The sequence below is a fragment of the Acaryochloris sp. IP29b_bin.148 genome (assembly GCF_028285565.1).
Classification (GTDB): Bacteria; Cyanobacteriota; Cyanobacteriia; order Thermosynechococcales; family Thermosynechococcaceae; genus Acaryochloris.
In genome coordinates, this window is the sequence record NZ_JANQOY010000012.1 from 43552 (window position 1) to 56186 (window position 12635).

At 49.4% G+C, this 12635-nt stretch carries 13 protein-coding genes; 11 read left to right on the plus strand and 2 right to left on the minus strand.

Going from position 1 to position 12635, the window contains the following annotated elements; genetic code table 11:
* Positions 1-20: 20 nt before the first annotated feature.
* Positions 21-1490 carry a DUF697 domain-containing protein gene (locus Q0986_RS01225; protein WP_299402527.1) on the plus strand — a complete coding sequence of 490 codons (1470 nt, stop codon included), beginning with the start codon at positions 21-23 and terminating at the stop codon, positions 1488-1490.
* Between the two features lie 93 nt (positions 1491-1583).
* On the opposite strand, the gene Q0986_RS01230 is transcribed toward Q0986_RS01225, so the two are convergent.
* The gene (locus Q0986_RS01230) at positions 1584-2870 is read right to left on the minus strand and encodes an ABC transporter substrate-binding protein (RefSeq protein WP_299402529.1); all 1287 of its coding nucleotides are present in this window, start codon (positions 2868-2870) and stop codon (positions 1584-1586) included.
* 254 nt (positions 2871-3124) lie between these two features.
* On the opposite strand from Q0986_RS01230, the gene Q0986_RS01235 reads away from it, so the two are divergent.
* The 9 genes from Q0986_RS01235 to Q0986_RS01275 all read left to right on the plus strand — a co-directional run bounded on the left by Q0986_RS01235 (position 3125) and on the right by Q0986_RS01275 (position 10097).
* Entirely contained in the window at positions 3125-3499 is a 375-nt protein-coding gene (locus Q0986_RS01235) for a hypothetical protein (protein ID WP_299402531.1), read from the plus strand.
* A gap of 572 nt (positions 3500-4071) precedes the next feature.
* Positions 4072-4446 carry a PadR family transcriptional regulator gene (locus tag Q0986_RS01240; protein WP_299402533.1) on the plus strand — a complete coding sequence of 125 codons (375 nt, stop codon included), beginning with the start codon at positions 4072-4074 and terminating at the stop codon, positions 4444-4446.
* A gap of 254 nt (positions 4447-4700) precedes the next feature.
* The gene (locus Q0986_RS01245) at positions 4701-5513 is read left to right on the plus strand and encodes a Tic22 family protein (protein ID WP_299402535.1); all 813 of its coding nucleotides are present in this window, start codon (positions 4701-4703) and stop codon (positions 5511-5513) included.
* Positions 5482-6420 (plus strand): peptide chain release factor N(5)-glutamine methyltransferase, encoded by a 939-nt coding sequence (gene prmC / locus Q0986_RS01250; RefSeq protein ID WP_366918486.1) that lies wholly within the window; start codon positions 5482-5484, stop codon positions 6418-6420. Before Q0986_RS01245 ends, prmC begins: the two co-directional genes overlap by 32 nt.
* A gap of 33 nt (positions 6421-6453) precedes the next feature.
* On the plus strand, positions 6454-6849 hold the full coding sequence (locus Q0986_RS01255) for a DUF2358 domain-containing protein (RefSeq protein ID WP_299402539.1): 396 nt from the start codon (positions 6454-6456) through the stop codon (positions 6847-6849).
* A gap of 23 nt (positions 6850-6872) precedes the next feature.
* Positions 6873-7970, plus strand: a complete 1098-nt coding sequence (gene ald / locus Q0986_RS01260) for an alanine dehydrogenase (protein WP_299402541.1) — start codon at positions 6873-6875, stop codon at positions 7968-7970.
* A 65-nt stretch (positions 7971-8035) separates the two neighbouring features.
* On the plus strand, positions 8036-8863 hold the full coding sequence (locus tag Q0986_RS01265; protein ID WP_299402543.1) for an SDR family oxidoreductase: 828 nt from the start codon (positions 8036-8038) through the stop codon (positions 8861-8863).
* A gap of 8 nt (positions 8864-8871) precedes the next feature.
* Entirely contained in the window at positions 8872-9636 is a 765-nt protein-coding gene (locus tag Q0986_RS01270; protein ID WP_299402545.1) for a hypothetical protein, read from the plus strand.
* Positions 9637-9758: 122 nt separating this feature from the next.
* Positions 9759-10097, plus strand: coding sequence for an endonuclease domain-containing protein (locus Q0986_RS01275; protein ID WP_299402547.1), 339 nt, complete (start codon positions 9759-9761; stop codon positions 10095-10097).
* Positions 10098-10273: 176 nt separating this feature from the next.
* Here the strand turns inward: Q0986_RS01275 and Q0986_RS01280 are convergent, their stop codons facing one another.
* Entirely contained in the window at positions 10274-11146 is an 873-nt protein-coding gene (locus Q0986_RS01280; RefSeq protein WP_299402549.1) for an MBL fold metallo-hydrolase, read from the minus strand.
* A gap of 103 nt (positions 11147-11249) precedes the next feature.
* Here Q0986_RS01280 and Q0986_RS01285 point away from each other — a divergent pair, with 103 nt between their 5' ends.
* On the plus strand, positions 11250-12449 hold the full coding sequence (locus tag Q0986_RS01285) for a homocysteine biosynthesis protein (protein ID WP_299402552.1): 1200 nt from the start codon (positions 11250-11252) through the stop codon (positions 12447-12449).
* Positions 12450-12635 lie beyond the last annotated feature (186 nt).

Consider the following 12635-nt stretch of genomic DNA (forward strand, 5'->3'; position numbering starts at 1 on the left):
CCCTTTCTGGTGGCTACTGTATGATGTCTGGATTCCCCAACCCTTATGCCTTTGACCATTCTGATCCGGATGCGCTAGAAGCCGAACTAGAACAAACCATTCAGGATTTTGAACAGATGCAGGCTGAGTTGGGATATCAGCAGGCCCACTCTTCGCTGCAACATTTGGTGCAAAAACTGGATTTGTCTCCACGGGAGCGGGCAGGGCTGGAAGCAGAAATTCATTCGCTGCAATCCATGTTGGACAAACTGGAAAAACAGGTGGTGCATATTGCCGTGTTTGGGATGGTCAGTCGGGGCAAATCCTCTCTCCTCAATGCTCTGTTGGGGCAGTCTGTGTTTGCGACGGGTCCCGTACATGGGGTGACCCAACAGAGCCAACAGGCCAGTTGGTTTGTGGAGCAGGAAACGGGAGAAGACGCCGATACCATTCGAGTTTCTTTGCAAGGCGTGGGGCAATCCCGGATTGAATTGATTGATACCCCCGGTATTGATGAAGTGGATGGTGAAGTCCGAGAGCGATTGGCTCGCCAGATTGCTCAGCAGGCAGATTTGATTTTGTTTGTGATTGCCGGAGATATCACCAAGGTAGAATTTGAGGCCCTAGCAGCATTACGGCAGGCTAGCAAACCAATCCTGCTGGTGTTTAATAAGGTGGACCAATACCCGGAAGCGGATCGCAATGCTATTTATGAAAAAATTCGGGATGAGCGCGTGCGAGAACTGCTCTCTGCGGATGAGATTGTAATGGCTTCGGCAGCGCCGCTGGTGGCGCAAGCAATTCAATATCCCGATGGCCGCTTGGGGGCTGAACTGGTACCAGGGCCACCCCAAGTTCAAGATCTAAAGCTAAAAATTTTAGAAGTACTGGAGCGAGAAGGTAAATCCTTAGTCGCCCTGAACACGATGCTCTATGCCGATGATATCAACGAGCAACTGATTGAACGGAAGATGCAGATTCGCGATCGCAGTGCCAACCAAATCATTTGGCGGGGGGTAATGGCCAAAGCCGTGGCGATTGCACTTAACCCAGTCACCGTGGTTGATGTCCTGAGTAGTGCGGCCATCGATATTGCCATGATCTTGACCTTGTCTAAGCTCTACGGGATTTCCATGACCCAAAAAGGAGCCGTTGATTTATTACGGAAAATCGCCCTGACCATGGGTGGCGTGGGGGCAACTGAATTATTGACCACCTTAGGTCTCAGCTCCCTCAAAGGTCTACTGAGTATGGCTGCACCCGCAACGGGGGGAGCCTCTCTTTTACCCTATGTTTCGGTTGCCGTATCGCAAGCTGCGGTAGCAGGAGTATCCTCCTATGGCATTGGTGAGGTAACGAAACGGTATTTGGTTAATGGAGCGTCTTGGGGGCCTCAGGGGCCTAAAACAGTGGTGAACGAAATTCTCTCCTCCTTAGACCAAACCACTATCCTGAACCGCATCAAAACGGAGTTGCAAGACAAACTCCAGATCACCCATTCTTCTCCTTAACGCTATGCTCAATTCTGGTGCTGGATATGCCCCATAGATTGAACAACGAACCTTGAACTGCAATGGGGCAATCACCCTGAACTCAAACGGCTACTATTTCGGTTCCTTAGAGGATTCAGTGCCAGCAATTTCAAGGGTGTCTTGGACTTGCAGTTGGCCTTGCTGATCGATGGTCCAGACATCATAGCTGCCCGTCACATCTCCTTGGGGATTGAGATCGACCGTGCCGCTAGCGCCTTGGTAGTTGATAGCCTTGCCTTCGCGGAGTAGGGCTAAAGCCTCACAGACATCGGTCACTTCTTGTCCAGGTGCATTGGCGACGGTTTGTAGCTGATCACGAATATCAGGACCAGTATTTTTTTTTGCAGCTTCAGCCGCTAGGACTAAAAGTGCTGCAGCATCCCAGGTATTGGGGTCATACACACTGGGGTCTCGTTTGAAGGCCTCTCGATAGCGGGCTTGGAAGGCATTCAAGGCCGGGCCACCCGCACTCGATGCTGTGCCTAGCATGCCGGTTACAATAAATTTCCCTTGGGCGTCTTTGCCCACCAAGTTGGCAATATTGGCTTCTTTCATGCCGTCCGTGGCAATCAGCTGGGTTTTGCCGCCTAATTTGCCCAGCTCTTGGGCTGACTTGAGAATTAAACTGCCTGTTTCGGGATAGGCAACGAGCAACACGGCATCGGGTTGCCCTTTAAACACCTGATTCACCTCTGAGTCGAAGGTAGACGTATTGGGGTCGTAGAAGGTGGGGCGGGTTTCATTGGCAACGGTGCCCCCTAACGCCTTGAAGGCTGGGATAAAGGCACTCACTAATCCATTGCCATAGTCATTATTAATCGCCAGAATGGCGACGGTCTTGAACCCTTTTTGATGGGCCAGTTGGGCTAAAGCCTGACTTTGAAAGGTATCAGGGGGGGCAGTGCGAGCCCAAAATCCTTTAAATTCTCCTTTTTCGGCCCGCTCTGTAAAGACGGGACTGGTGCTAGCGGGTGAAATTTGCACCACTTGATTGCGCACAGCAATGGGAAGCGCGGCACTGGTGGATGCGCTAGAGGCCGCTCCGATCACGCCCACCACCCGATCGGCTTCTGCTAACTTAGTCATAGCTTGCGTGCCTTGGGCTGGATCTGTCTGGGTATCTGCACTGACTAACGTCACGGGTTTACCCAAGACGCCATCGCAAGCATTAACGGTTTTGACCAGTAAATTAGCGGTCTCTTGCATGGGCGTTCCATACTGAGACAAATCACCTGTAATCGGTAACAAAGTGCCAATTTTGAGTGTATCTTCTTCTGTCGACTGAGGAGCCAACTGGCAGCCTGCCAGCACAGCATAAACGCCGAATAGGCTCCACGAAAATAGACGTTGATGTATCATGGCCAACCTTCCTTATCATCTCTTAGTAAACTGACTGATTGCTCAGGAAAGGTACTATCAAGCTTAGTGGACTCGCTTCTCGTTCCTCTATTCCTGCTACAAAGCTTTATCAAGCGTTAGCCAAGCGCCTGGCTGTGATTCCCTCTCGCTGAAGACAAAAAACTGCATCTAGCGCTGTTCACCACATTTTCACTGAATTTTTGTATCTTCGTACACAGTTTTTTATTGATTCATCCTATGGAGGATCAGCAAATATGAATATCAAAACACTGACTGCGGTCAGTTTAGGGTTGTCCTTACTGTTATCCACGTCTACCGTGTTGGCGCAGTCTAGCCCTGACTCTATACCCGCAAGTCCCGACGGGACCCTGTCTCCTTCTCCAGATGAGACGATGACGCCTGAATCTCAGCCAGACGCCGCTTCACCCGAGGAGACCATTACGCCTGATAGCACTGCTCCTGCTGATGCGACAGAATCAGATACCAACATCGGTGGAGTTGAAGGGAGTGATGATGCAGACGGGATTAAGCTAGTGGCCTGTGGTCCGAATGGGGCTGCCATCAGAGCAACATCCGTTCGTCCGGGCTGCCATCATCTAAAAGTTAATTCTCCTCCTGGTGTTCAGTAAAATGCCCAGGCTGTCGGAGCTTTGGATCTCACCTGAAGCTCCGATGTTTATGGAGTAGCGTATTCAGCGGGATAGCCGAGCTGGGTTAGGCCATCAACACGTATCTTTCTACCCTAACTTTGCAACTGAGTATGCTGTGATAATCAAGTATGTAATCTCAGACGATTCAGGATGCCTCTTGGATCGATAAGTAAACTGTTATTTTAGTGTTATTAACGATTACTATTCCTGACTATAAAAGTTGATAGGTAAAGCTATTCTTCTTGCATGACGCACCGTGTTTGAGCGATTTCAGCAGTCTCATATTTAAGAGAACGATAGTTTTAGTAAAATTTCATTTACAAAAATAAATAGAGACCTTCAATACATCTTGCCTCGCGGAAATCAAGTTATGATTTCCTGATTCCCTAAGAAAATTCTAATTTTATCCCCTGAATATATTTGTTAGGCTAGGAGGAGTGATAAAAATTTGCATCATTTTGAGGTCAGCACTAAAGGAAAACGCTTCTCTCCATTTGATCTGACGATTGGTGAGTCCGTTACATGTCCTATACAGACCAAGGGGTATGACTATGAATGTCCAAGATATCTATCAATATTTCAAGAACCCTCCCCCGATATACATCACCAAGGAAGTAGCTGTTTGCTACATCCTATCTGTCTTAATTGATGAAGGGGATACCTATGGCACGGCCCTCCTCAAACATATTCGTGCCAATTATCCACCCTATCGGATCTCTGATACCGTCCTGTATGCAGCGCTCAACTTTCTGATTGATGAGCAGATGTTGAGTGGATACTGGCAAAATGAGTCGGGCCGCGGTCGGCCTCGACGGATGTATCAAGTGGCTGAGGGCAGAGAGGAGGATGCTCAACAGTTAGCCCAACTGTGGCAAAAATTCTTGGGTAAAGATCCTGCACCGGTTAAGTCTCTCGCGTTGAATTAATATCTCGTCTTTGTCCTTAAGATTGGACCTTTGCGGCTGGAACATGGGATCGTTTCAGCCGTCTTAGTATAGATAACGCAGAGATAATGATGTCCGTCATTTCAACGCATAACTTGACAGAAAAGTGATCGATGTTAAGGTTTAACTTTACTTAGTGCATCCTCAACGCATATCTGCAATCGCTTGAGGTCACTAACGTCGGGTTTGCTTGGATTTCAATGTCAAATTTGCTGAGCTATTTATAAAGAGGAGCTATGAAAGGATTAATTCGCTGGGGCCTGATCTTTAGCCTGGCTGGAGGTGGCTTTGTCAGTACCTCGCTCGTGCGACAATCGGCTGCGATCGCAATTCCCGAAGCTGAGGCAGTTAAGCGCTTAGAAAATATTCCCACGTTTATGGTGACGGGTGAGCAAGGAGAGCCATTACTAGCGGTTGTCCCTAATCCCAAGGACAAGTCCAAGAAGCTGCAATTGGCCCCCTTCTATATGAGCCATACAGATGCTCAGAATGCGGTCACTAACCTAAAAAAGCAAAAACCAGAACTGGGTAAATCGGCTAAAGTCACGGTTTTCTCCCTTAAAGGTGCGCTTGAAATTGCGAAGCAAAATAAAGATAAGCAGAATGAGCTTGTCTTTCAATTTATTCCGACCCAAGAGCAAATTGATTTTGCCATGACCATTTTGAAAGAAAGTGGGCAAGAGGTGAAGCAGTTTAATGGCGTGCCTATGTTTTTTGCCGTTTTCGGCGAAGAGAAGGAGAAAAAGCCCTTATTTATTGAAAAAGATAAAAAGTCGGTCATGCCCGTCTTCTTCCGCCAACAAGACGCGCAAAACATGGTGAATAATTTCAAGAAAAGTGACCAAAAACTAGGTCCAACAGCTGCAATTCAGGTCACGTCCCTGAATAATATGCTGGGATTTCTACTCAAGGCGGATCAAACCTCCGTACAGCAAATTGAGTTTGTGCCTGATCTAGACTCCTTGCAATACGCGGTTAACCAGCAGAAGGGAAGTGGTACTCAACCCCAGCAACCCAGTGCAGCCCCAGAAAAGCCTGAATCTAAATAACAGGTTCCAAGTCTCGGGTCAGAGGCTTTGGCAGTGGTACCAACACGCGATCGCAGATCTGTCTCAAGAGCAGTTGCGATCGCGTGTTGATTTAAAGCAGGAACTGGATTGGCTTTTACTAGAGGTTTCAGAGTTGGAACCTCTGGATTTAAGATTGACCCCTTCTGAGTCTCAGCAGATTCAGTTGCAGATGCCCTTAACAGAACTGCAGCAGCTCTGGCAGCAACGGCTGGCAGAAAATAGGCCCGTTCAGCATCTGACGGGAACGGCCCATTGGCGTCAGTTTCATTTACAGGTGTCGAAGGATGTTTTAATCCCTCGCCCGGAAACGGAATTGCTAATTGATTTGGCAATGGATGCCGCTCACAACTCTGCTCGTCTTCAAGAAGCCAATTTATGGGCCGATCTGGGTACGGGGAGTGGAGCCATTTCCTTAGGGCTAGCAATGGCTTTTCCGCAAGCGACGGTTCATACCGTGGACTGTAGTCAAGCAGCCCTAGCGATGGCCCAACGCAATAGCCAAACCTATGGCCTAGACCAGCAAATTCACTTTCATTTGGGGGAGTGGTTTCAACCTTTAGTCGGTCTAGAAAGCCAGTTCTCTGGGATTGTTAGTAATCCACCCTATATCCCCACGGCGGTTTTGCCGACTCTGCAACCTGAAGTGTTTGAGTATGAACCGCATTTGGCGTTGGATGGCGGCACAGATGGGTTAGAGGCGATGCGGGAGATTGTTGCGATCGCACCTCAATACCTCCAACCTGGTGGTGTGTTGCTCCTAGAGATGATGTCTGGTCAAGATAAAGCGGTTGAGGCACTCCTTATAAACCAAGGCCAATATGAACAGATCCAAATTTATCCAGATTTAGCGGATATTCCTCGGTTTGCCCAAGCGTATCGAATATAAGTTACGGTTCGAGTAGAGGTATGAGGGACGACCATGACGATTCTGGAGCGACTGCAAGCAGACTACGACCGTTTCCCTGAAAACCAGTCTTTTGACCTGTATGCAGAGGATGTCTACTTCAAGGATCCCCTCAACCAGTTTCGTGGTGTTGCCAAGTATCGGGACATGATTGGCTTTATCCAGAAGTGGTTTATCAACACCCGCATGGAAGTGCATGGGATTGAGCAACAAGACAACGAGATTAACACCCGTTGGACCTTGTATTGGCAAGCGCCCTTCCCCTGGAAACCACAGATGGCCATTACGGGGCGTAGCGAACTGAAGCTCAACGAGGCTGGCTTAGTCTGTAGCCATATTGATTATTGGGATTGTTCGCGATTCTCGGTGTTTAAACAGCTGTTTTTCCCAGTTGCATCGTCTACCCTTTAGATAGGCGGTTAATGAGGTGGGGAATGGAAGTTGGTGTGCCGAAGGAAATCAAAGATCAAGAATTTCGGGTTGGTCTGAGCCCCGCTAGCGTGCAAGCGTTAAGTCAACAAGGTCATCAAGTTTTTGTCGAGACCAGCGCTGGGATAGGGGCAGGCTTCCCCGATCAAGATTACCTGCAAGCAGGGGCCAAGATCGTCACCAGCGCCGAGCAAGCTTGGAGCCGTGAGTTAGTCGTCAAAGTTAAAGAGCCTTTGCCCGCAGAATATGGTTTGCTGCAGTCGGGGCAACTCCTATTTACCTATCTGCACTTGGCGGCCGATCGCACCTTGACGGAGCAGTTAATGCAAGCCAATGTCAGTGCGATCGCCTATGAAACCGTAGAAGTGACCTTGCCCGATCGGATTTCCCTCCCCTTACTCACCCCCATGAGTGTAATCGCGGGTCGCCTCTCCATTCAATTTGGCGCACGGTTTCTAGAGCGGCAGCAAGGCGGACGAGGTGTCTTACTCGGGGGAATTCCCGGGGTTAAACCTGGCAAAGTGGTGATTCTGGGCGGCGGAGTCGTGGGCACCGAAGCGGCTCGCATCGCCGTGGGCATGGGGGCTCAAGTCACGATTTTGGATATTAATGTGGAGCGGTTGTCTTATTTAGAGACCCTGTTTGGCTCTCGGGTAGAGTTGCTCTACAGCAATCCTCGGCATTTAGAACAGGTGCTGCCCACGGCGGATTTGTTAGTCGGAGCGGTATTAGTCCCGGGTAAGCGGGCACCCATATTAGTCTCCCGTTCACTGGTCCAAACAATGATGCCGGGTTCGGTGATTGTGGATGTGGCCGTCGATCAGGGTGGCTGCATTGAAACCCTACACACGACCTCCCACACCGATCCCGTTTATGAAGCCGAAGGAGTTCTCCATTATGGCGTTCCCAATATGCCAGGGGCAGTGCCGTGGACAGCGACCCAAGCCTTAAATCACAGTACCTTCCCGTTTGTTGCCAAGCTGGCAAAGGATGGCTTACAGGCCCTAGAGCAGGATGTTGCTTTGCAAAAGGGATTGAATGTTTATCAACAGCGTTTGGTTCACCCTGCCGTTCAGCAAGTCTTCCCCGACTTAGCTGCCTAAATTAGCTGAGGGAGAGTGGAGCAACGCTATGCTGAAGGGGATGTCTTGATTGGTTTGGCCCTAGCATGTCGCATTCTGGTGAATTAAATCCTGATTCTGATCTGGTTTTAGTGGTGGGTGCCACAGGCGGTGTGGGGCAGTTGACGGTGGGAGAGCTTCTGGCTCAAAACATCAAGGTGCGTATCCTAGCCCGCAGTGAAGACAAGGCTCGGCAGATGTTTGCCGAGCAAGTCGATGTTGTGGTGGGAGACACCCGAGAAGCAGACACCTTACCAGCGGCGATGCCCGGTGTAACTCATATTATTTCCTGCACGGGTAGCACGGCTTTCCCCACGGCTCGGTGGGAATTTCGAGCAGCCTCAACTCGGTGGGAATGGTTTAAGCGATATGCCCGACCCAGTTATTGCCGAGCCCAGGCAGACAATAGCCCGGAGAAAGTAGACGCAGTGGGGGGACAGAATTTGGTTGATGCTGCGCCTCAGGATCTGAAGCGGTTTCTGCTGGTGTCTGCCTGTGGCATTGAGCGCAAAGATAAGCTGCCCTTCAGTATTCTTAATACTTTTGGGGTGTTGGATGCCAAGCTGGTGGGTGAAACGGCTCTTCGTAATTCGGGCTTGCCCTATACGATTGTGCGTCCTGGTCGCCTAATTGATGGCCCCTATACCTCCTATGATTTGAATACGCTGCTAAAAGCCAAGACGGAAAGTCAATTGGGTATTGTTGTGGGTACAGGAGATCAGCTGTCAGGAGAAACCAGTCGGATTGATTTGGCTGCTGCCTGTGTAGCCTGTCTGCAAAATTCTCTCATGGATAATAAAATTTTTGAAATAATGAGTGAGGGGCCTCGACCTAGCACCCTTGACTGGAACACTATATTGGCGACACTGACCTAGCCTCAACAATGCAACGCTTAGCCCAATTTTTTTCGAGGCAACCCCCTCCTACTTACAACATCTTGAGTATTGGGTTTCGGGGGGCTGGGAAAACTGTTTTTCTGGCAGGGAGCTATACCTCTTTGCACTTCAACCGTAAACAGGCCCGACTGCACCAAGAATGGCTGGAGTGCCAAGATCCTGCGTCTCAGGAGAAGATGGATCGATTGTTGCACCATATTTCTCAAACCCAACAGTATCCACCGCCAACTCTGAAAATTACAGATTTTAATTTTAGTGTTAAAACTCGAACGTTATGCGGGATGAAAACGCGTTGCCATTTGCATTGGTGGGATATGCCGGGGGAATTTTACCAGCCCAATAATGCTGATTTGCAATTATTGCTATTGAGTTCCCATGCTTGCTGTTTACTGATTGATGCCCCAGCCTTTGTTAGGGAGCGTTCCTATCAAAAAAAGGTAGAAACGGTAATGGCGCAATTGGCGCAATTCCTGCCCCAGTCCCAGTCGAATCGCCCTCATTATCCTTTAGCCGTTATCCTCACCAAGTTTGATTTATTGCCAACAGAGCGGAATCGAGGTCAACTGAAGCAGCAGCTCCAACCGTTTGTTCAGGATTTACGCAGTCATCAGATTAACGCCCACGGGTTTACCTCTGCAATTCCATTGATTTCTTTCGGGGCCAGTGTGACGTTGCATCCCCAAGGGACGGCTGCCCCTTTTCGGTGGTTGATTGCTGAATTGAAAAAAACTGAACAGGAACGATCTCACTGAATCTGTTCTGCCCTTGGGCGCAAGGATAAGATAGGGGAACTAAGATTCTGATGCTTCTCTTCTGGGTTTGAGTGGGATTTTAGAGAACAGAATGTTGCAAGATGCTTTTAGCGTGACAGTGGATGGCGAAGGCTAATAACCGAATTCGAGGTACTATCCCTAAGGTTGAGCGAGCGGCTCGCCAACTTCGTCACCATCTAACTGAAGCAGAAGCATTGTTATGGAAGGCCTTGCGCAATCGTCAGCTCAAGGGGCTTCGCTGGCGACGACAACATCCTATTGGCCACTTTATCGTCGATTTTTATTGTCCGTCCTGCCGGTTGGTGGTAGAGGTTGATGGCGAAATTCATCAGCAGCAACAGGACTATGATTTGGCTAGAACAGAGCATTTGGAGAAGTATGAGCTTACCGTACTCCACTTTAAGAATGCTGCAGTGGAAACCAGTCTTCAAGAGGTTTGAGCGGCGATTTGTCACTATATATCAAGTCAAGGGTGATGAGTGGTGCAGGATATTTTGGCCCTCACCCCCCGGCCCCCTCTCCCAACCTTGGGCGAGGGGGAGCAATGCAGCATGTTTGTGATTTCTTGCTCCCCTCTCCCAAATCTGGGAGAGGGGCTGGGGGTGAGGGCCATGGCTTACGCAGCTGCTTGCATTTCGGCAATACAATCCTGAAGCCGCTGAGGCATTTCATCCAAACTGGCATGATATCGACGTCCATGCCCCGGCAAAATCCATTCAAAGTTGTAATTGAGGAGTTTGCGCATCGATTGAATTTGTTCATCCCAGGAGTGCCAACAATAGCGCCGAAAACCCACTAGGCGCTTAGCCCCTGCCGACCAAGCCAAATGGTCTCCTGTAAATAGAAAGTTTTTATGCAGTAATACCGTATGGCCTTTGCTATGACCCGGTACGGGAATAATTAGCAGGTCTGGAGCCAAAGGATAAGGTTCAGTTCCTTCAATCTGTAATTCCACATCTTGGGTTCCGGTGGATATGTCGTCTTGGTGCAAGATCCGCGTACAGCCAAAATGGGATTGGAACTGGGCATGGTCGGCCACATCATCCCGATGGGTGAGATACATATACTTGATACCTCCCATCGCTTCTAGCTGTTTCACCAAGGGCGGTGAAAATCGAGGTGAATCCACTAGAACATTGCCCTGATCCCGTTGAATAAAATAGCTGGTAGCGCCAAAGGATTTTTCAGAATGGTAGCCACAGTGATAGACATTCTCGGCAATTAAAATGGGTAGGCTTTGGTGGACCTGTCGAATCTCCGTGGGTCTATCTACAGTGCCAATTGAAGCTGTGGGGCAAGCGAGTAACGCTTGTAAGGCATGCAATCGCGCTTTCTCGTGCGTGGGCTGGGCAAAGACTGCGGACTGACTACCATCCCGATGAAAAATATTGGGGGCCATCCATCGGCAGGTATCACAGTCAATGCAAGTACTATCAACGTACACATCACCCGTAACGTTTTGCGATCGCCTTTTCTGTATCTGAGCCATCGTTAAAACCTCTTGAAACGCCGCCTGCCTTTAGCCTAGCGTGAGTCTCCAATCTTCAGCCGCAGTGATAGGCTGTAACCGTCCGTGACTTCCCCTCTCCCCTATGCGCACGATTGCTGAGATTAACGACAAAATCGAGGCGGGCAAAGCCGTGGTTTGGACGGTAGAAGAACTAAAAGCCAAAGTGGCCGATATAGGGATTGCCAAAGCTGCCAAAGCTGTTGATGTGATTACCACGGGTACTTTTGAACCGATGGAATCCTCTGGGGCCATTCTTAACTTGGGACATACGGATCCACCGATCAAAATTCGCCAATGCTGGTTGGATGGAGTGGCTGCCTACTCAGGATTTGGGGCCGTTGATCTTTACTTAGGGGCTTCCCAAGCCCCGGATCGCAAGCAGCCCTCCGAGCTATTTGAAACGGAAGATATCCAAATGCAAGGGGGCGGCCATGTGATTGAGGATTTGATTGCTGGGAAAGCGGTGCATCTACGGGCGTTGGGGCAAATGACTGATTGCTATCCTCGGGCCACCTTGGACACGATGATTACCAAGGAGACTATCAATCAGTTTTATCTGTTTAATCCCCGCAATCTTTACCAAAACTTTATTGTGGGGGTGAATGGCGGTGATCATCTGCTGTATACCTATTTAGGGCCGTTGCAACCCCGCCTGGGGAATGCCATCTACTCCAATCCGGGGGCCTTATCGCCCCTTCTCAATGACCCCAAATTACGGCTGATTGGCGTAGGCACTCGCATTTTTTTAGGTGGGGGAGTGGGCTATGTCACTTGGGAAGGCACCCAGCATTTTCCACTCCAAAAGCGGTTGCCCAACGAGACTCCCATTGGCCCAGCGGCGACCCTGGCACTGATTGGAGATGCCAAGCAGATGGAGCCGCGATGGGTGCGGGGCTGCTATTTCAAGCAGTATGGCCCCTCCTTGATGCTGGGGGTCGGCATTCCTTTACCTGTGATTGATGAAGAAGTCGTCCGCTGCTGTGCAGTCACGGATGAGGACTTAGTGGCCCCCATTATTGATTTTTCAATTCCCCGTCGCGTACGCCCTACCTTTGGCTTAGTCAGCTATGCCCAACTGAAGTCTGGAAAAATTAAGGTAGAGAATACTAAAGTTCGGTCTGCCCCCTTAGCCAGTATGGCCCTGGCTCGGCAGGTAGCGCTGGAACTGAAGCAGTGGATTGAGTTGGGGACCTTTACCTTAACGGAGCCGGTAGCGTCTATTGCGTGCGATCGCACCTTTCTGCCTCAAGATGCCTGGGGGTCCCATATTAGTTTGGATTAAGAATGGCTGGCTCAACCAACCCATATTTTTGTCGCAAAGTTAAAAAAAATAGGGTCATCCACTCACTCTAATTCAGTCAAAAATTAGCATAAACAACATTGAGTGCTTTGATTTCAGACTAGAAAAACTAACTCAAAGTATCGATAGAAAAGTGTACCTGCCTAAATCATTCAACGGCAGTATTCA

Bases quoted from the DNA above. Each gene is read 5' to 3' on its own strand.
- Q0986_RS01270 (WP_299402545.1), top strand. From the start codon at position 8,872: ATGCAACGCTTAGCCCAATTTTTTTCGAGGCAACCCCCTCCTACTTAC.
- Q0986_RS01285 (WP_299402552.1), top strand. From the start codon at position 11,250: ATGCGCACGATTGCTGAGATTAACGACAAAATCGAGGCGGGCAAAGCC.
- Q0986_RS01235 (WP_299402531.1), top strand. From the start codon at position 3,125: ATGAATATCAAAACACTGACTGCGGTCAGTTTAGGGTTGTCCTTACTG.
- ald (WP_299402541.1), top strand. From the start codon at position 6,873: ATGGAAGTTGGTGTGCCGAAGGAAATCAAAGATCAAGAATTTCGGGTT.
- Q0986_RS01240 (WP_299402533.1), top strand. From the start codon at position 4,072: ATGAATGTCCAAGATATCTATCAATATTTCAAGAACCCTCCCCCGATA.
- Q0986_RS01230 (WP_299402529.1), bottom strand. From the start codon at position 2,870: ATGATACATCAACGTCTATTTTCGTGGAGCCTATTCGGCGTTTATGCT.
- Q0986_RS01280 (WP_299402549.1), bottom strand. From the start codon at position 11,146: ATGGCTCAGATACAGAAAAGGCGATCGCAAAACGTTACGGGTGATGTG.
- Q0986_RS01225 (WP_299402527.1), top strand. From the start codon at position 21: ATGATGTCTGGATTCCCCAACCCTTATGCCTTTGACCATTCTGATCCG.
- Q0986_RS01275 (WP_299402547.1), top strand. From the start codon at position 9,759: ATGGCGAAGGCTAATAACCGAATTCGAGGTACTATCCCTAAGGTTGAG.
- Q0986_RS01255 (WP_299402539.1), top strand. From the start codon at position 6,454: ATGACGATTCTGGAGCGACTGCAAGCAGACTACGACCGTTTCCCTGAA.
- Q0986_RS01265 (WP_299402543.1), top strand. From the start codon at position 8,036: ATGTCGCATTCTGGTGAATTAAATCCTGATTCTGATCTGGTTTTAGTG.
- Q0986_RS01245 (WP_299402535.1), top strand. From the start codon at position 4,701: ATGAAAGGATTAATTCGCTGGGGCCTGATCTTTAGCCTGGCTGGAGGT.